The organism is Agromyces sp. C10 (genome assembly GCF_023217995.1).
GTDB lineage: Bacteria > Actinomycetota > Actinomycetes > Actinomycetales > Microbacteriaceae > Agromyces > Agromyces indicus.
Map to the genome: position 1 here is coordinate 130,794 of NZ_JALPSX010000003.1, position 19,455 is coordinate 150,248.

Here is a 19,455-nt window from a genome sequence, read left to right on the forward strand (position 1 = left end):
CTCCTCACCGGTCGGGCGGCGCGCCCGTCGGCGTGCGCTGGAACCGCCGCCCCATTCTGCCGCATCATGCCGAGGGCTCGGGCCCCCGGGCGGCGGCGAGCGCGTCGCGCCAGCTCATGTCGCGCGCGGCCTTGACGGCGCACACGACGAGGAGCATCCAGCCGCCTTCCTGCAGGGCGAAGCTCTCGGCGAAGCTCGTCACCGCGATCGCCACCAGCACGACCGCCGGCCAGAGGTAGACCACGCTCCGCCGGTTCGAGGCGAGCAGCCACGATCGCACGAGCGCGACGCCGACGAGGGCCGCGAACAGCAGCATGCCGATCACGCCGACCTGGAAGTAGGCGTCGATCCAGGCGCTGAGCGCCGAGGTGAGGTCGCGTCCGATCGCGCGCTCGATCCACACGTACGGCGCCGAGTCCGGCCAGCGGCCCATCCAGCCCCAGCCCTGGAGCGGGTTCGCGGCCAGGTAGCGCGAGACCTCGCGCCACACGTCGAGGCGCACATCGAACTCGCCGCGCGCGTCGAGCAGCTCGATGATCCGGATCCGGAGCACCCACGCGGTCACGATCGCAGCCAACCCGGCGACGAGCAGGCCGAGCTGCCAGCGCCATCGGCTCGCCGCGGGGACCCGGCGGAGGCCGTAGAGCGCGGCGAGCGCGAGGAGCGACGCACCGAGCGCGATCCACGTGACCGGGGAGCCCGCGAGGAACAGGCACAGCGACGCGAGCACGACCGAGGCGATGGCGCGGGGCCGCTGCACGGACTTGGTCCGCCATTCGATGATGAAGGTGAGCAGGGCGATGAGCGCGACGAACCCGAGCAGGTTGCGCGAGCCGAAGAGTCCCTGGATGGGGCCCAGCGAGGCGATGTCGCCCTGGATGCCGAGGAAGACGATCGGCAGGTCGAGCAGGATCCCCGACAGCACCTCGAGGACGAGGGAGACCCCGAGCAGCACGCGGAAGACGTCGCCGAAGGCGCGGACGATCTGGATGGTGTCGCGCATGAGGGCCGTGTAGAGGCCGAGCACGGCGAACGCCACGAGGTACGCCACCCGCACGAGCGTGGTCCCGGGCGCCTCGCTCCAGAGGACGGATGCCGCGGCCCAGCCGACGAACACGAGGATGGTGAGCGGCAGGATGCCGTACCACTCGACGGCGCGCCACCGCGCCACGAGCGAGAGCCCGCACAGCACGAGCAGTGCCGTGAGCGCGGCGAGCAGGCCGGGCCACCCGATCATGGCGCGCACGGCGTGGGTGGAGAACGCGAGCCCGATCGCGATGAGGGTGAGCGCCTGGGCGAAGCGCGCCGAGCCGGCGAACTCCCGCAGCGCCGACCTCACGGACGCACCCGCGGTCGGGCGAAGCGGCGCGGCGAACGCGTGGGGGTCAGCGCGGGCAGCGGTTCGGGCGTCCACTGGCGCTGCTTGGTGCCCCACGCGATGGCGATGAGCAGCAGCCATCCGGATTCGATGAGGATGCGGCTCTCGGCGAGCGACTGGCCGACGAGGGCGACGAGGGCGAGCAGCGGGATGAGGGAGGCCGCCGTGTACGGCACGCGCGCTCCGCGGTCGTCCATGGGCGGATCGACGGCGAGGAACCACGAGCGCCACAGCGCGCCGATGACGATCGAGGCGAAGGCGATGAGGCCGAGCACGCCGAGCTGCATCCACACGTCGAGCCACGCGTTGTGCGCCTGGAGGTACTCGACGCCCTTGCGCACGGCGAGGTCGTCGTAGGGTTCCACCCACGGCGCCCAGTAGCTCACCCAGCCCCAGCCGAGCCACGGTCGCTCGGTCGCGAGGCCGATGACGGCCTCCCAGATGTCGAGCCGCCCGGTCAGGTCCTCGCCCTTGCCGAACAGCTCGAGCAGTGCGTTCCAGGACAGTGCGAGCAGCGCGACGGATGCCGCGAGCGTCGCGGCCGCGGCCGCGTACACCCGTCGGCGACGGTCGGGTCCGAGGCGCCGCGCCCACAGGGCGAAGCCGAGGGCGACGAGCACGATGACGGCGACGAGGATGACGGTCGCCGACCGCGTGAGCACGAACACGAGGCCGGCCACGGTGAGCCAGCCGATGCCCTGGGCGCGGCGCATGCCGCCGCTGGCCAGCAGCGCGCCGAACAGGATGAGCGCGAGCAGGGCGGCCATCGCGAGCAGGTTGCGGCTGGCGATGACGCCCTCGATGGGGCCGCCCTCGAACAGCAGCGCGCGCGACCAGTAGAAGGCCATCGGGATGGACTCGGCATCCGGGTCGAAGTCGGGGAAGTTGGGCAGCAGCGGCTCGCGCACGAACACGGCCACCCACAGCTCGAACAGGAGCGACAGGCCGAGCAGCCACTTCAGCGCCCCGCCGAGCGCCCGCAGGAACCCGTGCCATCCGAGCGACAGTGCGAGCGAGAGGGCGACGAACGTCGTCGCGAGCGTGAGGGCGACGGCGACGGCGGTCGTGCCGGGGTAGTTCGACCAGGCCACGGATGCCGCGGCGATGATCAGGAACGCGAGGGTGGACTTGGGCACCCGCCGCCAGGACAGTTGCGGACGTCGCGACCACCAGAGCCAAGCCGCGCCGACGACGACGAGCAGCGCGATGACGCCGAACCCCCACCAACCGAGCAGGTTGCGCCAGAACTGGCCCGAGAACGCGGTGAACAACGCGAACGTCGCGAACGCGCCCTCGAGCGCGTGGCGTCGTCCGCTGGTCATGCGCACAAGGCTATCGCGGTGCGCGGCCGCGACCGCGGGCCCGCACCGTGGGCCAGAATGGGCTTGGTCCGTCGGGAGGAGCGCGCGTGGAGATCTCGGTCGTCGGCTGCGGGTACCTCGGCGCCGTGCACGCCGCGGCGATGGCCGAGCTCGGGCACCGGGTCGTCGGCGTCGACACCGACGCGGCGAAGATCGCGAAGCTGACCGCGGGGACCGCGCCGTTCTTCGAACCCGGCCTGGACGAGCTGCTCCGCGCGGGCATCGATTCCGGGCGGCTGCGGTTCACCACCGACCTCGCCGAGGCGGCGGGTGCCGAGGTGCACTTCGTCGCGGTGGGGACCCCGCAGCTGCCCGGCGCCGACGGCGCCGACCTGCGCTTCGTGAACGGGGCGTTCGACGCGCTCGCGGCCGTGGCATCCGCCGGCTCGCTCATCGTGGGCAAGAGCACGGTGCCGGTCGGCACGGCCGCCGACCTCGTCGGGCGGCTCCGGCAGGCCGGATCGGAGGCGCTCGTGGCCTGGAACCCGGAGTTCCTCCGCGAGGGCTTCGCCGTCGCCGACACGCTGACCCCCGACCGGCTCGTGTACGGCGTCGACGACCCGCGCTCGACCGAACTGCTCGATCGCGTGTACGCCGCCGTCCTCGAACGCGGCACGCCGCGCATCGTCACCGACTTCGCCACCGCCGAGCTCGTGAAGACCGCCGCCAACGCGTTCCTCGCGACCAAGATCAGCTTCATCAACGCGATGGGCGAGATCGCCGAGGCGACCGGCGCGGATGTCACGACCCTCGCCGATGCCATGGGCCACGACGCGCGCATCGGCCGCCGGTTCCTCAACGCCGGCATCGGGTTCGGCGGCGGCTGCCTGCCGAAGGACATCCGCGCGTTCACCGCACGTGCCGAGGAGCTGGGCCGGGCCGAATCGGTCGCGTTCCTGCGCCAGGTCGACGCGATCAACCTCCGCCGGCGCGAGCGGGCGGTCGAGCTCGCGGTCGAGATGCTGGGCGACTCCGTGTACGAGCGCCGCATCGCGGTGCTCGGCCTGACGTTCAAGCCCGACTCCGACGACACGCGCGACTCGCCCGCCCTCGACGTCGCCGCCCGGCTGCACGGCCTGGGGGCGCTCGTGCGTGCGACCGACCCGCACGGCATCGCCAACGCCCGCCTGCGGCATCCGCAGCTGGACTACGTCGAGACCGCGGAGGCGGCGCTGCGCGACGCCGACCTCGCCGTGCTCGTGACCGAGTGGCGCGAGTACCGCGACCTCGAGCCCGCCGCGGTGACCGCGCTCATGGCCGAGCCGCGCATCATCGACGCACGCAACGTGCTCGACCCCGCCGCGTGGCGCGCGGCCGGGTTCGCGTACCGCGGGCTGGGGCGGTCGTAGACGACGGATGCCGCGGCGGCGACGCGCGCCCCGCGGCATCCGTTCGCACCATCACGCCCGATGCGCAGGCCCGGCTCAGACGAACGCGGCCTCGCCCGTGATCGATCGGCCGACGATGAGCGTGTTCATCTCGCGCGTGCCCTCGTAGGAGTACAGCGCCTCGGCGTCGGCGAAGAACCGCGCCACGTCGTAGTCGAGCACGATGCCGTTGCCGCCGCACGCCTCGCGCGCCCACGCGACGGTCTCGCGCATGCGCTCGGTCGTGTACGCCTTGGCCAGCGCCGAGTGCTCGTCGCGCTGCTCGCCGCGATCGAGCATCTCGGAGACGCGGACGACCATGCCGAGCGACGCGGTGATGTTGCCGAGGCACTTCACGAGCAGGTCCTGCACCAGCTGGTGCGCGCCGATGGGCTTGCCGAACTGCACGCGCTCCTTGGCGTACCGCACGGCCGCCTCGTACGCCCCGACGGCGGTGCCGACCGCGGCCCAGGCGACCTCGGCGCGGGTCTGTCGGAGCACCGCGGCGGTGTCGCGGAACGAGTTCGCGTTCTGCAGGCGCAGCGACTCGGGCACGCGCACGTCGGTGAGGGTGATGTCGGCGTTCTGCACCATGCGCAGGCTCACCTTGCCCTCGATCTTCGTGGCCTCGTACCCGGGGGTCGACGTGGGCACGATGAAGCCCTTGACCTGGCCGTCGGCCTCGTCCTTGGCCCAGATGATCGTGATGTCGGAGAACGTGGCGTTGCCGATCCAGCGCTTCTGCCCGTTCAGCACCCACTCGTCGCCCTCGCGGCGGGCGGTGGTGCGCAGGCCGCGAGCCGAGTCGGAGCCGGAGAGCGGCTCGGTCAGGCCGAAGGCGCCGAGCACCTCGCCCGAGGCGAGCTTCGGGATCCAGTCCCGGCGCTGCTCCGGGGAGCCGGCCACGGCGATCGACCCGGTCGCGAGACCGTTCTGCACGCCCACGAAGGTGCTCACGGACGGGTCGACCCGCGCGAGCTCGAGCGCGACGAACCCGCGGAAGACGGCCGAGTTCTCGAACGGCCGCGTCTCCTCCCAGGCGTACGAGAGCGTGCCCAGATCGGCGAGCGGCTTCACGACCTGCATGGGGAACTCGGCCCGCTCCCAGTAGCCGTTCACGATGGGCTTCACGTCGCGCTCGAGCCAGTCGCGGAGCGCGGCGAGCGCCTCCTGCTCACGCTCGGTGAGCTGGGATTCGTACGAGTAGAAGTCGCTCGCGAGCGGCTCGAAGGGCATGTCGGCTCCAATACGTCGTCGGATGGCACGAGCCTAGGCACGTCCCCGGGCGCACCGTCAGCCGTTGGTAGCCTGCTGCCAAACCCGAAAGGACTCCCTCACGCATGTTTGTCGCCATCCGCAACACGCCCCGAGACTATGCGTGGGGTTCCCACACGGCGATCGCGGAGTTCCGGGGGACCGAGCCGAGCGGCGGCCCGGAGGCGGAGCTGTGGCTCGGCGCGCACGCGGGCTCGCCCGCCGAGGTCGTCGATGCGGCATCCGTCGGCGCCGCCGACCTCGCGGAACTCATCGCGGCGAACCCGACCGCCGCCCTCGGCCCGGCGCTCGCCCGCGAGGGTGCGCGCCTGCCGTTCCTGCTGAAGGTGCTCGCCGCCGCGCGGCCGCTCTCGCTGCAGGCGCACCCGACGCCGGAGCGCGCACGCGCCGGATTCGCCGAGGAGGAGGCGGAGGGCGTCCCGATCGACGCGTTCGACCGCAACTACCGCGATCCGTTCCACAAGCCCGAACTCATCGTCGCGGTGAGCGACGCCTTCGAGGCGCTGTCCGGCTTCCGGCCGCTCGACGAGGTGCGCGGCGTCATGGAGGTGCTGCGCGCCGCGGATGCCGCGAGCGAGGAACCGCAGCCCGGTGCGCTCGACCTCCTCGATGCGCGACTGGCCACCGACGATCCGCTGCGCGAGACCGTGGGCTGGCTGCTGCAGGACGGCCGCGGCGGCGACACCGGCGAAGCCGCCTGGGTGGTCGAGCGCGTGACCGCGCTCGCGGCCTCGGACGCGGCGCTGTCGTCGCCGTACGCGGCCTCCTTCCGCACGGTCTCCGATCTCGCGGACGAGTACCCCGGCGATCCCGGCATCGTCATCTCCCTGCTGCTCAACCGCGTGACGCTGCGACGGGGGGAGGCCCTCTTCCTCGCGGCCGGCAACATCCACGCCTACCTCTCGGGACTCGCGGTCGAGCTCATGGCCGCGAGCGACAACGTGCTCCGCGGCGGCCTCACGCCCAAGCACATCGACATCCCCGAGCTGCTCGACGTGCTCGACTTCCGCGCGATCGAGCCGCCTCGACTGCAGCCGCTCGAGGTCGCGCCGGGCGTCGTCGAGTACCGTCCGCCCGTGCCCGACTTCACGCTGTACCGCGTGGAGCCGGCGGCGACTCCGGCGCGGCTCGCGCTCGCCGGGCCGGCGATCGTGCTCGCCGAGGGCGGCGACGTCGAGGTGTCCGCCGCATCGGGTGCGACGCGCGTGCCGCGGGGCGAGGCGGTGTTCGGCTCGCCCGACGAGGGCGTGCTGACGGTCGCCCCCGAGGCCGTGGCGTGGGTCGCGACGACGGGACAGCCGACCGCCGACTGAGCCGGGCGGCGGGCGCCTCGCCGGCGCCCGGCCGATGTGGAAACGGATGGATCGCCCAGCCGGGGCGTGCGTACAATACCGCGCGATGCCCACGATCGAGTTCGCCCGTCTCGCCGCGCCGCCGCGCGTGCGGTCCGTCGCGCTCGATCTCGTCAGGCTCGTCGGGCTCGTCGCGGTCGTCCTCGGCCATGTCTCCGCCGAGGGGCTCCTGCGTCCGCTCCTGTACAGCTGGCACGTGCCCGTCTTCTTCGTCATCAGCGGGTACCTCTGGCGCCGGTCCCGGCCGCTCGGCGACGAGGTGCACCGCCGTACGCGGTCACTGCTCGTGCCGTACGCGCTCTGGTTGCTCATCGTCACGGCCGCCTGGGCGGCGATCACCTCGCTCGCCGGGGCGACCTCGATGCCCGACCCCGTCGCGCTCCTCATGGGCGGATCCGCCATCGGGGGACAGTACGCGGCCTTCTGGTTCGTGACGGCGCTGTTCGCCGCCGTCGTGGCGATGCGGGCGCTCTCCGCCGTCCGACCGTGGCTGCCGGCCGTGGTCGGGGTCGCCGCCGTGGCGATCGCCACCGTGCGGCCCGAGCTGGTCGCCGGCTTGCCCTGGTCGGTGGGCGTCGGGCTCATGGCCCTGGTCTTCCTCGCGGTCGGCGAGTGGCTGCGGCGGGTGCGCCACCGCGTCCGCGCGCCGCTCGAGCTGGGCGTCGTCCTCGTCGTGGGCGGCCTCGCGCTCGCCGGCTCGGGGCTCGTCGCCCCGGTCGACCTCAAGGCCGCCGACGTCGGCACGCCGGTCGCGGGCGTGCTCGTCGCCGCGGCGATCTCGTGCGGGCTCATCCTCGTCGCCGAGTCGCTGGCTCACCGCGTCCCGGAGTGGCTCGGGCGCGCCGCGACCACCGTCGCCGGCGTCGCGATGCCGGTGATCCTCGGGCACGCGCTCGTCATCACGGTGGGCCGGCTCGTCGGTGCCCCGTCGCTCCTCGTCTTCGCGACGGCGCTCGCGGTGCCGATCCTCGTCGGCCTGCTCCTCGCGCGCTCCCGGGCCGGGCGGATCCTGCTCTGAGGGGTGCCGATCGGCCGCGCCGCGCCGCGGCGGCACGCCGCTGAGCCCACGCGGACTGCCGGGGCCCGCGGCAACCGGGCCCCGGCGGGCGGGGTCAGCCGGCCGACGGTGCCGAGGCCGCGGATGCGGCGCTCGCGGGCGTCGCCGGGCTCGGAGGCGTCGCCGGCGACGGCGGGGTCGCGGGGGACGCCGGTGTCGCGGGGGACACGGCCTGCGGCGCATCGGCGGGAGACGACGCCGACGCCGACGCCGTGACCGCGGTATCGGTCGCGGGCGTCGCCGGCGCCGACGTCGCGGCACCGTTCGAACGTTCGGCCACGGCTCCCGCCTGGTCGAGCTGCACCGTGCCGCGCACGTCGCGGAGCTCGAACGCGTTCGCCGCCGTCATGGCGCCGCCGGCGACCAGGCCGAGTCCGAGCGTGCCCGAGGCACCGATCACGATCCAACGCGTGCTCTTCTGCATGGTCCTTCTCCTTCGAGTGTGGATGGTGTCCGTCGTGGAATCAGGCTCGCGTGACCGGATGAGGGACGGGGGAGGGGTTCGTGAGAGCACCCTCATGGTCCCCGCTCCCGACAATGCCGCCGTCCGGGGCCAGCCGTCGCGCGCCGGCGATGAGCGTGGTCGCCGCCTCGACGTCGTTCCGCGCACAGGCGGCCTGCATCGCCTGCGCGAGCAGGTGGGCGATGGCGTGTTCGCGATCGGTGCGATCCGCTGGCGTCACCCACGACGCCTCGGCAGCCGCGGCGAGGGCGCGGAACGCGTCCGCACGGGCTGCCTCGCCGGCGTGGTCGGCGAGTACGGCGCTCGCCTGGGCGTGCGCGAGGAAGGCTCCGCCGTCGACGCCGGGGTCGGTCGTCGCGGCGGTGTCGACGTCGATGAGACCCGTGAGCGTGCGCGCATCGTCGGCCACGAAGAGCTGGCCGACGTGCAGGTCGCCGTGCGCGGTGACCTCCGGTCCCCGCCGGGCGTGCGCACGCCGGGCGACGTCCGCCAACCGTCCGAGATCGCCCGCGAGCGCCGGCACCCGGCGGGCGAGTCGGCTCGCGTACCAGTCCGCGCGCGCGGCGACGGACGGCCGCCCGGGCGGCGGAGTCCCGGCGACCGTGGCGATCCGCGCGCGGAGGCGGTCGACCTCGCGGACGATCGCGTCGGGATCGACGCCCGCGACGACCGCCTCCAGCGGCGTGCCGTCGGCGGGGGCGAGCACGAGGAGACCGGACGGCGACCAGCCGTGCATCGCCGGCACCGGCAGCCCAGCCTCGGCGAAGTCGCGGTGCCGTCGTGCGATGGACGCGACCCGATCCGGACGGACGACCTTGACGTAGACGGTCCCGGCGCCGACCCGTGCCCGGATCACCGCCCGCCGCGTCGGGCGATAGGCCGCGATCTCGACGGACTCGACGGCGGCGGGCAGCCCCATGCGCGCGAGGAGGACCGCGAGCGCGTGCGGGAACGCCGCCGCGGCCAGCGCCGGCAGGTGCGGGTCGTCGGGATGCACCCAGACGGCGGCGGGATCGGACGATTCGTCGACGTACACGACCCGCGACGCCCCGGCACCGGTCTCCTCGTCGACCGTCGCGGCGACGGCCGTGACGGCGGCGCTCAGGCGCGGCTCGATCGAGACGGTCCTGACACCCGCCACCCGCACGCCCGCCTCGAACAGCGCGTCGGCCGCGATGGACTCGGCGCGCGACGCGGGCAGGACCCGGGGCTCCCTCCTCATGGAGCCGATCACACCGCGCGCACGCGTGCCGCCGGTGAGGCCCCGATGAGAGGTCTCTCATGATCGGGCGATCACCTGGTCCGCAACGGCCACCCCGCTGGGATGATGGCTGGGATGGACGGCACACGGAGCGAGGACGCCGCGAGGCCGCGCACGCTGACCGTGCGCGGACGGATCGTGGGCGTCGTGGTCGCGGTCGCCGCCGTCGGGATCTTCGTCTCGGGGTTCGCGGCGTACGCGGTCGAACGGCAACGCGTCCTCGATGCCGTCGAGGACCGCCTGCTCGCGAGCGTCGAGAGCGTGCGATTCGTCGTCGCCGACGGCACGTGGACGGGCCTCGAGCCCGCGCTGGCCGCGGTGGTCCAGCAGGTCAACCCGGACGACAACGCCGGCTCGATGGGGGTCATCGACGGCCGTGCGGCCCTCGTGCCCGGTATTCCCGTCGACGTGCCGCTCGACCGCCATCCGGCGCTCGTCGATCGGGTGGTGGACGAGACCGCGGGGGACCGCGTGGTGTCGGGCACGTACGTCGCCGAGGACGGCAGCGCCCTGCGCTACATCGCCACCCCGGTCCGCCTGGCCGGCGACGCGTCGGAGGGGATCTTCGTGAACGCGTACGACCTGCGCGCGGAGCTCTCCGAGATCGACGGTGCCGCGCGGGTCTTCACGGTGGCCGCGATCGTGATGCTCGCGGTCCTCGGCGTGGTCGCATGGGTCGTCGCGGGCCGCCTCCTCCGACCGTTGCGCGAGCTGCGCGAGACGGCCGCGCGGATCACCGCGACGGCGTCGGGGGAGCGGATCCCGGTACGGGGGCGAGACGACGTGTCCGAGCTCACCGTGACCGTGAACGACATGCTCGATCGCCTCGAGGGGGCGCTGGAGAGCCAACGGCGACTGCTGGACGACGTCGGGCACGAGCTCAAGACGCCGATCACCATCGTCCGGGGACACCTGGAGCTGCTCGACCCGACGGACCCGGTCGAGGTGCGTGAGGCGCGGGAGCTCGCGATCGACGAGCTCGACCGGATGTCCGTCCTCGTCGGCGACCTGACCGAGATGACGCGACTCGGGGCCCCAGCGGCCCTCGAACCGGTCGACACCGACGTGGGCGACCTGACCCGGGCGATCGTCGCCAAGGCCCGAGCCATCGCGGGCGCCGAGGTGGGTGACGGACCGGTCGCCGACGTGCGCGCGGTGCTCGACCCGGCGCGGGTCACCCAGGCCGTCCTGCAGCTGGCGCAGAACGCGGTGACGCACGGCGGTGGAGCGTTCACCATCGGATCGCTCGTCGACCCGGCGACCGCGGAGCTCCGCTTCACCGTGTCCGACCGAGGTCCGGGGATCTCCGAGTCGCAGCGCGAACGCGTGTTCGAGCGCTTCGGGCGGGCGTCCGAGGGGCGTGGCGCGCGCGGTTCCGGGCTGGGGCTGTCGATCGTGGAGGCGATCGCACGTGCGCACGGTGGTCGGGTGGAGCTCGCGAGCACGCCCGGGTTCGGCGCGGCGTTCACCCTGGTGCTGCCCGGCCGCACGCCCGCTGCGGGCGATGACGTGCGCACGCTGCCGATCCCCACCTCGATGATCGCGGAGGCCTCGAAGGGCAGGTCGCGATGAGCGCCATCCTGATCGCCGAGGATGAGGACCGCATCGCGGCCTTCGTCGCGAAGGGGCTGCGCGCGGCAGGATTCGCCGTGCAACGCGCCGCGAGCGGTGACGAGGCGCTGGAACGCGCACTCTCCGGCGACTTCGACCTGATGGTGCTCGATGTGGGGTTGCCCGGGATCGACGGGTTCGAGGTGCTCGCCCGGCTCCGCGGTTCGGGCTCGTCCCTCCCGGTGGTCATGCTGACGGCGCGGACCTCCGGCGCGGACACGGTCGCCGGGCTCGAGGGTGGAGCCAACGACTACGTGCCGAAGCCCTTCCGGTTCGACGAGCTGCTGGCCCGCATCCGGCTCCGCATGGCCGAGCGCCCGGCGGAGGGAGCCGCCGAACTCACGCACGCCGGGATGACGCTCGACGTGCGGACGCGGCGCGTGCGCGTCGCCGGCGTCGACGTGGACCTGTCCGCGCGGGAGTTCGCCCTCGCCGAGGAGTTCTTCCGGCATCCGGGACAGGTGCTGAGCCGCGAGCAGTTGCTCAGCCGAGTGTGGGGCTACGACTTCGATCCCGGCTCGAACGTCGTCGACGTCTACGTGCGGTACCTCCGCGGCAAGCTCGGACACGAGCGCATCGAGACGGTGCGGGGCATGGGCTACCGGCTGGCCTGAACGGCGCCCTCGGGCTCAGTCGTCGTCGTCATCATCGAGGTCGTCATCGGAGTCGTCGTCGTCCGGGTCGTCGTCGATGTCGACCGGAGGTGGGGCCGGGACCGGCCGCGGCGAGTCGGACGGCTCGGGGGACCCGGTCGGCTCCGGCGTCGGGGTCGTCAGGGGATCGCCGTCGACGACCGGTTCGACGTCGAGGCGCTGGCCGGGACGCTCCGCCGTGCCGGCGGAGGTCCAGGCGACCCCGAGACCGATGCCTGCGACCGCGACCACGGCCGAGGCGACGACGAGGGCGCGTCGTGTCAGGCGCGACCGTTGCTCCACCCTCCATTGCTACCACCGGCTCGAGGCAGCCGACGCCGTGCATGAGAGGTCTCTCATCCGGCGTGGAAGCCGGCCCGACGACGGATGCCGCGCCACCCGTCGGTCGTCAGCCCGCCTGGCGCGGTCCGAACACGCGGCGGTACCGCGTGGGCGTGGTCTGGAGGACCTTCACGAAGTGGTGCCGCATGACGGCGGCGGCGCCGAAGCCGGTCTCGCGGGCGATCTCCTCGAGGGTGAGGTCGGTCTCCTCGAGGAGCTGCTGCGCACGGAGCAGGCGCTGTCGGTTGAGCCACGCGTTCGGCGTGGTGCCGGTCTCGGCACGGAACTTGCGGGCGAAGGTACGCGGCGACATGAGCGCCTTGCGGGCGAGGCGGTCGACGGTGAGGTCCTCGTCGAGGTGCTCGAGCATCCACGTGAGCACCTCGGCGAACGAGTCGGAGCGGCACTCGGCGACCGGGGTCTGGATGAACTGGGACTGGCCGCCGTCGCGCTGGGGCGGGACCACCATGCGGCGGGCGATGATGTTCGCCGCGCTCGCGCCGAGCTCGGTGCGCACGATGTGCAGCGCGGCGTCGATGCCCGCCGCCGTGCCGGCCCCCGTGACGACGCGGCCGTCCTGCACGAACAGCACGTCGGGGTCGACCTCGGTCTCCGGGAACATCTCGGCCATGCGCTCGGTGTACATCCAGTGGGTGGTGGCGCGCCGCCCCTCGAGCACGCCGGCGCGGCCGAGCGTGAAGGCCCCGGAGCAGACGCTCAGCACCCATGCGCCGCGGTCGACGGCGTCGCGGATCACTTCGAGCACCTCGGGGTGGGCCGGCTCGTCGATGAGCGAGGCGGGCACGGCCACGAGGTCGGCGGTCCGGGCGGCGTCGAGGCCCTCGTGCACCACGACGTCGAAGCCGAGCTTGGTCGGGATGGGTCCGGGCTCCGCGGCGACGACGTGGAAGTCGAACGTGGGTCCGCCCTGCTCGGAGCGGTCGATCCCGAAGACCTCGCAGATCACGCCGAACTCGAACGGCGCCATCTGCGGGACGGCGAGGCAGGCGATGGAGTGGAGCACGGACGGCCTCCCTGTGCGGCCAGCATGCTGGCAGGAATGTGTCGATCAGTGGCGAGTCTGCCACTGTCGGCAGAATGTTGCAAGGAGCAGAATTCCTGCCATGGACATCATCTTCTTCCTCGTGCTGGCGACCCTCGCCGTGTGGGGTGTCGTGGCGACGCTCACGCGCCTCGAGACCGACGGCTACGGCCGTCCGGAGATCCGCGATCGCGTGCGTCACGCCGAGAACCTCCCGCCGCGCAACGCCTGAGCAGCCCCGCTAGCATCGTCACGACGCCGGAGGCACCGGCGACGGAAGGCGGACATGAGCTGGCTGGTCACCGGAGGCGCGGGCTACATCGGGGCGCATGTCATGCGCGCGTTCCAGGCGCAGGGCATCGACACGGTCGTGGTGGACGACCTCTCCTCGGGCCGGAAGGGCTTCCTCCCCGACGGAGCGCCGTTCGTCCAGGGGACCATCCTCGACGGCGCGCTCCTCGAGGACGCGATGCGCCGCCACGGCGTCCGCGGCGTCGTCCACCTCGCCGGGTTCAAGTACGCCGGCGTCTCGGTGCAGCGCCCGCTGCACACCTACCAGCAGAACGTGACCGGCACCGCCACCCTGCTCGGCGCGATGGAGGCGAGCGGCGTGGACCGCATCGTCTTCTCCTCGAGCGCCGCCGTCTACGGCACGCCCGACGTCGACCTCGTCACCGAGGCGACGCCCAAGCATCCCGAGTCCCCGTACGGCGAGTCCAAGCTCATCGGCGAATGGCTGCTCGCCGACCAGGGGCGCGCGGCGGGCCTCCGCCACACGTCGCTGCGCTACTTCAACGTGGTCGGCTCCGGCACCGACGAGGTGTTCGATCCCAGCCCGCACAACCTGTTCCCGCTCGTCTTCGACGCCCTCCTCGAAGGTCGTACCCCGCGCATCAACGGCGGTGACTACCCGACCCCGGATGGCACGTGCGTGCGCGACTACATCCACGTGGCCGACCTCGCCGATGCGCACGTCGCGGCGGCCCGCCGGCTGGACGCCGGCGAGCCCCTCGAGCCGGTGTACAACCTCGGCTCGGGCGACGGCGTCTCCGTCGGCGAGATCATGCGCGAGGTCGCGAAGGTGACCGGCATCGACTTCGAGCCGGAGGTCGGGCCCCGGCGGGAGGGCGACCCCGCGCGCATCGTCGCCTCCGGCGAGCTCGCGGCCCGCGACCTCGACTGGCGCATGCGCCACAGCCTCGCCGAGATGGTCGAGAGCGCGTGGTCGGCCCGGCGCGCGGCAACCGTCGACTGACCGCTGCATCACGAACCGGACACGTCGTCCGCGTGTCGCCGACCGCGACAAGCCTCGACGCGCTATTGAGGGTTGCGATTCGCGACTTGACTTCCACCGAATTACACCGATGTAATTGTCGTGACACGCCCTTACGGGATGTCGGTACAACTGGGTGGGAGACGATATGGGCAAGCCTGAATATCGTTCTGGGGTACCTGAGGATTGGTTCGTCGACCCCGTGCGGCTCGGCGTTCCAGGGGTTCGCGGGGTCGCAGACGACGACGACAATCAACTGGCGTGGCAGACCGACGCGCTGTGCGCGCAGACGGATCCGGAGGCGTTCTTCCCCGAGAAGGGCGGCTCCACGCGCGACGCGAAGAAGATCTGCTCCGGATGCGAAGTGCGCGCCGAGTGCCTCGAGTACGCGCTCGGCAACGACGAGCGGTTCGGCATCTGGGGCGGGCTCTCCGAGCGGGAGCGCCGCAAGCTCCGCCGTCAGGCGGGATGATCACCGGTCTCGGGCGGGCCGAATCGAGGCACGCCCGAGGCCGCTGACGGATGGCACGGGACGCGCCGCCTAGGCTTGCCCCGATGTTCCCCAGAGTCACCGCCGTCCTCGTCGTGCAGCATGGCGGCGACCGCCTCCGTGCCACGCTCGACGCCATCCGCGCCCAGCGCCGGCCCGTCGACGCGCTCGCCGTGGTGCTGATGCGCAGCGATGACGCGACCCGCGCACTCGTCGAGGCCGCCCACCCCGCCCGCGTGGTGCAGGTCGAGTCGCCGCTGCCGTTCGGCGACGCCGTGCGCACGATCGAGACCACGCTCGATCCGCCCGGCACCGGTGACGACGCGATCTGGCTGCTCACCGAAGATGCCGCCCCCGAACCGGGCGCGCTCGAGGCGCTCTCCGCGGCGCTCTCCACCGCACGGACCGCGGGCATCGCGGTCCCCAAGCTCGTCGCGTGGGACGAGCCCGGACGGATCCTGCGCTTCGGACGCTCGGTCACGCGCGGCGGGCGCAGCCTCGCCATCGTGGAGGACGAGCTCGACCAGGGCCAGCACGACGACCTCTCCGACGTGCTCGGAGGCGACCCGGCGGGGATGCTCGTCCGGCACGAGCTGTGGCGGAGCCTCGACGGATTCGATCCCGCGCTCCCCACCGTCGACGACGGACTCGACCTCGGAACGCGGGCCCGACTCGCGGGCTACCGGGTGGTCGCGGTGCCCGAGGCCAGGATCCGATTCGCCGACGAGGGCATCGCCGGTCCGGGATCCGTCCGGGGCGGGCGCGCGGCCCGGCGCCGCGCGCGGGAGGCGCGCGCCGCCCGCCTCCACCGGCGGCTCGCCTGGGCGCCCGCCGCCCTCGTGCCGCTGCACTGGCTGGCGCTCCTGCCGATCGCGATCGGCCGCTCCGTGCGCCACCTCCTCGTCAAGACGCCCGGGGCGATCCCGGGCGAGTTCCGCGCCGCGGTCGGCGTCATGGCCCGCCCGGGCCGCGTGCTCCGGGCACGCAAGCGGGCGGCCGCGACGCGGACGGCGCGCTGGTCCTCGATCGCCCCGCTCCGCGTCCGCCGCGACGAGGTCCGCCTCCGACGGCAGCAGGCCGCCGAGGCGCGTCGGCAGCGTGCGCGAGGCCGAGTCGAGGACGTCCAGTTCTTCGCGACCGGCGGTGGGTGGGTGCTGCTCGGCGCGCTCGTGGCATCCGGCGTGCTCTTCGCCCCGCTGCTCGCCGCCGGCGGCATCGCCGGCGGCGCCCTGCTGCCGCTGTCCGACGACCTCCCGACGCTCTGGCGCAACGCCGCCTACGGATGGCGCGACGTGGACGGCGGGTTCACCGGTGCCGCGGACCCCTTCGCGGGCGTGCTGGCCCTGCTCGGCAGCACCGCCTTCTGGAATCCGTCCTGGGCCCTGCTCGCCCTCTGGCTGCTCGCCATCCCGCTGTCGAGCCTCGGCGGGTGGTTCGCCGCCGCCAGGCTCACCGAGCGCACCTCGCTGCGCGTGCTCGGCGGGGTCCTGTGGGCCGCCGCGCCGCCGCTGCTCGACTCGCTGGCCGCCGGCCGGCCGGCCGCGGTCATCGTGCACATCCTGCTGCCGTGGCTCGCCGTCCTCATGTTCGCGGCCGCGACCTCGTGGGCGGCGGCCGCCGCGGCCTCGCTCGCGTTCGCGATCGTGATCGCCTGCGCCCCGAGCCTCGCCCCCGCGATGGTCCTCGCGTGGATCGCCGCGCTGCTGCTGAGCGGCCGGGCCGCGGTGCGCCTCGCGGGCATCCCGCTGCCGGCGCTCGCGCTGTTCCTTCCCCTGATCCTCGAGCAGGTCGCCCGCGGCACGCCGCTGGGGCTGCTCGCCGACCCCGGAGTGCAGCGCCCGTCGGCGATGCCCTCCCCGGGGCAGACCGCGCTCGGCCAGGCGTCGGGCACCTGGGGGCGTTGGGAGGACGCCTTCGGCGGCCTCGTCGCCGCGGCCGTGCCGGCCCCGATCATGCTCGCCGCGCTGCTCGCCCCGCTCGCCCTCACGGCGGTCGCGGTCGTCGCCTCCAGGCGGTACCGGGGCGGCCTGCTCGCCCTGGCGCTCGCCGCCCTCGGCTACGCGACCGCCGTCGCCGCCGCGCACCTCGCGGTGGCCTCGACGGGCGAGCGTCCCGTGGCCCTCTGGACCGGCGCGGCGCTCAGCCTGATGTGGTTCGGCCTCGTCGCGGCCGCGGTGCTGGCGCTCGACGCGCTGCCGCGCGGCGCGGTACCCGTCGCGGCCCTGGTCGGCGTCCTCGCCCTCGCTGCGGTCGCCCCCACGCTCGTCGCCACGGCGCTCGGCCGCACCGCCGTCGGCCCCGCTCCGGCGCGGATCCTCCCCGCCTTCGTCGTGGCGGAGGCCGCGAACGACCCGCGCGTCGGAACGCTCCGGCTCGAGCCGACCTCGGACGGCGGCATCCGCTCGACCATCGAACGCGGCAGCGGTGCGACGCTCGACGTGCAGTCGACGCTCGCCGCGACCCGCGAGCGGCTGACGCCGACGACCGAGGCCGTGGCCTCCCTCGCGGGCAACCTGGTCTCGCGCAGCGGCTACGACGCCTCCGCGGACGTCGAGCGGTTCGGCCTCTCGTTCGTGCTCCTCGCGTCGGCGGACGAGGACGCCGCGACCGCCGCCGTCGAACGCCGAGCACGGGTCGCCCTCGACGCGAACCCGCAGGTGCTCCCCGTCGGCGAGACCGACTTCGGCACGCTCTGGCGATTCACCGACGCCCAGCCCGACGCGCCGGGTGCGCAGATCCCGGGACCGCCCGCGTACGCGGCCTGGATCGTGGCCGGCCAGCTCGCGGTGATCGGCGCCGCGCTGCTGCTCTCGATCCCGACGGGCGGCGGTCGCGAACCGGACCGCCGACCGCCGCACCGACGACGTCCGCCGCGCCGGCCGCGCGATCCGTCGCGGTCCCGCCGTCTTCGGTGGGCACGTCGGCGCGAGGGGGATGCGGCGGTTCCGCCGTCGGCCGAGCCGGCCGGGACGGCTCCGTCCGCCGACACGGCCCCGCCGGCCGACGGGGAGCCGCCCGCCGATGACGAGCCGCCCGCCGACGGGGTTCCGCCCGCTGAGGCGGCAGCCGCGACCGCCACCGACCCGAGGGGAGACGCCGATGCGCGTGAACCGTAAGGCGCTCCTGCGCGGAACCGGGCGCACCGCCGCCGCCGTGGCCGTGGCCGCGGCCGCCGCCGGTGCGGTCGTCGCGGGAATGCTCGCGACCCTGCCGTCGCAGGCCGTCGAGCCGCCCTCCGCCCTCGTGCAGCCCGCCGAGAGCCGGCAGCTGCGGGTGTGTCCCGGCCCCCTGCTCGAACTCGCCGGCGACAGCGCCGACGCGACCTCGACCTCCTCGGTCGGCACGGCGGCGGTGGCCATCGCGGCCGATCCCGCCGACGCGGTGGTCGACCAGTCGCCGGTCGAGGCGCCCGACAACACCGCGGCCGACGTCGACGGCGGCCCCGTCGCGATCTCCGCCGAGCCGGGAACGGTCGCCGGCGGGATGCTCGCGGGCGCGCAGGCGCAGCGGGCGTCGGCGGAATCGCTGTCGGGCCTCGCCGCCGCGGCGTGCGCCGAGCCGGCCGCCGAGTCGTGGCTCGTCGCCGGCGCGACCGACGTCGGGCGCTCCGGACTGGTCCTGCTGACCAATCCCGGCCAGGTCGCCTCGACAGTGGACGTGCGCGTCATCGGTGAGACCGGCGCCGTCGAGGCCCCGGGGGCCCTCGGGATCGTCGTCGCCCCGGGCACCCAACGCGTCGTCTCGTTGGCCGGGCTCGCCCCGAACGTCCGCTCGACGGTCGTCCACGTCACGAGCGCCGGCTCGCCGATCGCCGCGTCGCTGCAGCACTCGGTGGTCATCGGCCTGGATGCGGCGGGCGTCGAGCTCTCGACCCCGACCGCCCTGCCGGCCGAGCGCCAGGTCATCCCGGGGTTCACCGTCGTGGACGCCCGCGGCGTCGACCCCCAGGAGGACCACGCGGAGGGCGACGACCATCCGGCGGTGCGGCTCTACGCCCCCGGGGGCGGCGAGGTCGCCGCGGTCGTCCGGGTGCTCGACGCGGCCGGCAGCGAGGTCGGACTGGTCGACGTGTCACTCGTCGACGGCCAGGTGAGCGACGTCCCGCTCGGCACGCTCGCCGCCGGGCGGTACACCGTCGTGGTGGAGGCCGACGCCCCCGTCGTCGCCGCAGCCCGATCGACCGTCCAGCGCGCCGGGAACGCTCCGGTGATGGCCGACCTCGCGTGGCATGCGGCCACCGGCCCGCTGCTCGAGCGCGCCGCGGTCGCCGTGCCGCAGGCGCCCTCGCCGGTGCTCCACCTCGCCAACCCGGGAGCCGAGCCCGTCACCGCGACCGTCATCGCCGGGGCCTCCGAGCGCGAGCTCACCCTCGAGGGCGGCACGGCGAGCTCGCTCGAGGTCCAGCCGGGGGAGCGCGTCGTCCTCCAGGACGTGCAGGGACTGCACGCGAGCCTGACGTTCGGCGAGCCCGAGGCGATCGCGGCGATGCCGGTCACCCCGCCGGGACCGCTCGACGCTCCGGTGCGGGTCTACCCGCAGTGACGGCCGGCG

At 74.1% G+C, this 19,455-nt stretch carries 17 protein-coding genes; 10 read left to right on the forward strand and 7 right to left on the reverse strand.

What is annotated here, in order from left to right; translation table 11 throughout:
* Nucleotides 1-64: 64 nt before the first annotated feature.
* A complete protein-coding gene (locus tag M1L56_RS04395) occupies nt 65-1,339 on the reverse strand; it encodes an O-antigen ligase family protein (protein WP_248598321.1) in 1,275 nt (424 codons plus the stop codon).
* Nucleotides 1,336-2,700 (reverse strand): O-antigen ligase, encoded by a 1,365-nt coding sequence (locus M1L56_RS04400; protein WP_248598322.1) that lies wholly within the window; start codon nt 2,698-2,700, stop codon nt 1,336-1,338. The genes M1L56_RS04395 and M1L56_RS04400 overlap by 4 nt, the downstream gene beginning before the upstream one ends.
* Before the next feature lie 86 nt (nt 2,701-2,786).
* Between M1L56_RS04400 and M1L56_RS04405 the strand changes: the two genes are divergently transcribed.
* The gene (locus M1L56_RS04405; RefSeq protein WP_248598323.1) at nt 2,787-4,088 is read left to right on the forward strand and encodes a UDP-glucose/GDP-mannose dehydrogenase family protein; all 1,302 of its coding nucleotides are present in this window, start codon (nt 2,787-2,789) and stop codon (nt 4,086-4,088) included.
* A gap of 75 nt (nt 4,089-4,163) precedes the next feature.
* On the opposite strand, the gene M1L56_RS04410 is transcribed toward M1L56_RS04405, so the two are convergent.
* Entirely contained in the window at nt 4,164-5,342 is a 1,179-nt protein-coding gene (locus M1L56_RS04410; protein ID WP_248598324.1) for an acyl-CoA dehydrogenase family protein, read from the reverse strand.
* A gap of 104 nt (nt 5,343-5,446) precedes the next feature.
* On the opposite strand from M1L56_RS04410, the gene manA reads away from it, so the two are divergent.
* Together manA and M1L56_RS04420 are read left to right on the forward strand one after the other, a co-directional pair.
* Nucleotides 5,447-6,694: a mannose-6-phosphate isomerase, class I gene (gene manA / locus M1L56_RS04415; protein ID WP_248598325.1), complete on the forward strand. Its 1,248-nt coding sequence runs from the start codon at nt 5,447-5,449 to the stop codon at nt 6,692-6,694.
* Between the two features lie 85 nt (nt 6,695-6,779).
* Entirely contained in the window at nt 6,780-7,751 is a 972-nt protein-coding gene (locus tag M1L56_RS04420; RefSeq protein ID WP_248598326.1) for an acyltransferase family protein, read from the forward strand.
* Nucleotides 7,752-7,845: 94 nt separating this feature from the next.
* Here M1L56_RS04420 and M1L56_RS04425 read toward each other — a convergent pair whose 3' ends face one another.
* Complete coding sequence (locus tag M1L56_RS04425; RefSeq protein ID WP_248598327.1) at nt 7,846-8,214, reverse strand: hypothetical protein; 369 nt, start codon at nt 8,212-8,214, stop codon at nt 7,846-7,848.
* Nucleotides 8,215-8,254: 40 nt separating this feature from the next.
* Nucleotides 8,255-9,475: a phosphotransferase family protein gene (locus tag M1L56_RS04430; RefSeq protein WP_248598328.1), complete on the reverse strand. Its 1,221-nt coding sequence runs from the start codon at nt 9,473-9,475 to the stop codon at nt 8,255-8,257.
* A gap of 114 nt (nt 9,476-9,589) precedes the next feature.
* Between M1L56_RS04430 and M1L56_RS04435 the strand changes: the two genes are divergently transcribed.
* Nucleotides 9,590-11,086 carry a cell wall metabolism sensor histidine kinase WalK gene (locus M1L56_RS04435; protein ID WP_248598329.1) on the forward strand — a complete coding sequence of 499 codons (1,497 nt, stop codon included), beginning with the start codon at nt 9,590-9,592 and terminating at the stop codon, nt 11,084-11,086.
* Entirely contained in the window at nt 11,083-11,739 is a 657-nt protein-coding gene (locus tag M1L56_RS04440; RefSeq protein ID WP_248598330.1) for a response regulator transcription factor, read from the forward strand. The genes M1L56_RS04435 and M1L56_RS04440 overlap by 4 nt, the downstream gene beginning before the upstream one ends.
* A 15-nt stretch (nt 11,740-11,754) precedes the next feature.
* Here the strand turns inward: M1L56_RS04440 and M1L56_RS04445 are convergent, their stop codons facing one another.
* Entirely contained in the window at nt 11,755-12,060 is a 306-nt protein-coding gene (locus M1L56_RS04445; protein WP_248598331.1) for a hypothetical protein, read from the reverse strand.
* Between the two features lie 106 nt (nt 12,061-12,166).
* Complete coding sequence (locus tag M1L56_RS04450; RefSeq protein ID WP_248598332.1) at nt 12,167-13,123, reverse strand: GlxA family transcriptional regulator; 957 nt, start codon at nt 13,121-13,123, stop codon at nt 12,167-12,169.
* Between the two features lie 100 nt (nt 13,124-13,223).
* Here M1L56_RS04450 and M1L56_RS04455 point away from each other — a divergent pair, with 100 nt between their 5' ends.
* The 5 genes from M1L56_RS04455 to M1L56_RS04475 all read left to right on the forward strand — a co-directional run bounded on the left by M1L56_RS04455 (nt 13,224) and on the right by M1L56_RS04475 (nt 19,446).
* The gene (locus tag M1L56_RS04455; RefSeq protein WP_157356855.1) at nt 13,224-13,373 is read left to right on the forward strand and encodes a hypothetical protein; all 150 of its coding nucleotides are present in this window, start codon (nt 13,224-13,226) and stop codon (nt 13,371-13,373) included.
* Between the two features lie 54 nt (nt 13,374-13,427).
* Nucleotides 13,428-14,396, forward strand: a complete 969-nt coding sequence (gene galE / locus M1L56_RS04460; protein WP_248598333.1) for a UDP-glucose 4-epimerase GalE — start codon at nt 13,428-13,430, stop codon at nt 14,394-14,396.
* A 166-nt stretch (nt 14,397-14,562) separates the two neighbouring features.
* Nucleotides 14,563-14,886: a WhiB family transcriptional regulator gene (locus M1L56_RS04465; RefSeq protein WP_082847296.1), complete on the forward strand. Its 324-nt coding sequence runs from the start codon at nt 14,563-14,565 to the stop codon at nt 14,884-14,886.
* A gap of 83 nt (nt 14,887-14,969) precedes the next feature.
* Complete coding sequence (locus tag M1L56_RS04470) at nt 14,970-18,020, forward strand: glycosyltransferase family 2 protein (RefSeq protein WP_248598334.1); 3,051 nt, start codon at nt 14,970-14,972, stop codon at nt 18,018-18,020.
* Complete coding sequence (locus tag M1L56_RS04475) at nt 18,004-19,446, forward strand: DUF5719 family protein (RefSeq protein ID WP_248598335.1); 1,443 nt, start codon at nt 18,004-18,006, stop codon at nt 19,444-19,446. The genes M1L56_RS04470 and M1L56_RS04475 overlap by 17 nt, the downstream gene beginning before the upstream one ends.
* Nucleotides 19,447-19,455 lie beyond the last annotated feature (9 nt).

Excerpts from the sequence above, each read along its gene's own strand:
- M1L56_RS04400 (WP_248598322.1), bottom strand. The coding sequence starts at position 2,700 with ATGACCAGCGGACGACGCCACGCGCTCGAGGGCGCGTTCGCGACGTTC.
- M1L56_RS04410 (WP_248598324.1), bottom strand. The coding sequence starts at position 5,342 with ATGCCCTTCGAGCCGCTCGCGAGCGACTTCTACTCGTACGAATCCCAG.
- manA (WP_248598325.1), top strand. The coding sequence starts at position 5,447 with ATGTTTGTCGCCATCCGCAACACGCCCCGAGACTATGCGTGGGGTTCC.
- M1L56_RS04420 (WP_248598326.1), top strand. The coding sequence starts at position 6,780 with ATGCCCACGATCGAGTTCGCCCGTCTCGCCGCGCCGCCGCGCGTGCGG.
- M1L56_RS04425 (WP_248598327.1), bottom strand. The coding sequence starts at position 8,214 with ATGCAGAAGAGCACGCGTTGGATCGTGATCGGTGCCTCGGGCACGCTC.
- M1L56_RS04430 (WP_248598328.1), bottom strand. The coding sequence starts at position 9,475 with ATGAGGAGGGAGCCCCGGGTCCTGCCCGCGTCGCGCGCCGAGTCCATC.
- M1L56_RS04435 (WP_248598329.1), top strand. The coding sequence starts at position 9,590 with ATGGACGGCACACGGAGCGAGGACGCCGCGAGGCCGCGCACGCTGACC.
- M1L56_RS04440 (WP_248598330.1), top strand. The coding sequence starts at position 11,083 with ATGAGCGCCATCCTGATCGCCGAGGATGAGGACCGCATCGCGGCCTTC.
- M1L56_RS04455 (WP_157356855.1), top strand. The coding sequence starts at position 13,224 with ATGGACATCATCTTCTTCCTCGTGCTGGCGACCCTCGCCGTGTGGGGT.
- galE (WP_248598333.1), top strand. The coding sequence starts at position 13,428 with ATGAGCTGGCTGGTCACCGGAGGCGCGGGCTACATCGGGGCGCATGTC.
- M1L56_RS04465 (WP_082847296.1), top strand. The coding sequence starts at position 14,563 with ATGGGCAAGCCTGAATATCGTTCTGGGGTACCTGAGGATTGGTTCGTC.
- M1L56_RS04470 (WP_248598334.1), top strand. The coding sequence starts at position 14,970 with ATGTTCCCCAGAGTCACCGCCGTCCTCGTCGTGCAGCATGGCGGCGAC.
- M1L56_RS04475 (WP_248598335.1), top strand. The coding sequence starts at position 18,004 with ATGCGCGTGAACCGTAAGGCGCTCCTGCGCGGAACCGGGCGCACCGCC.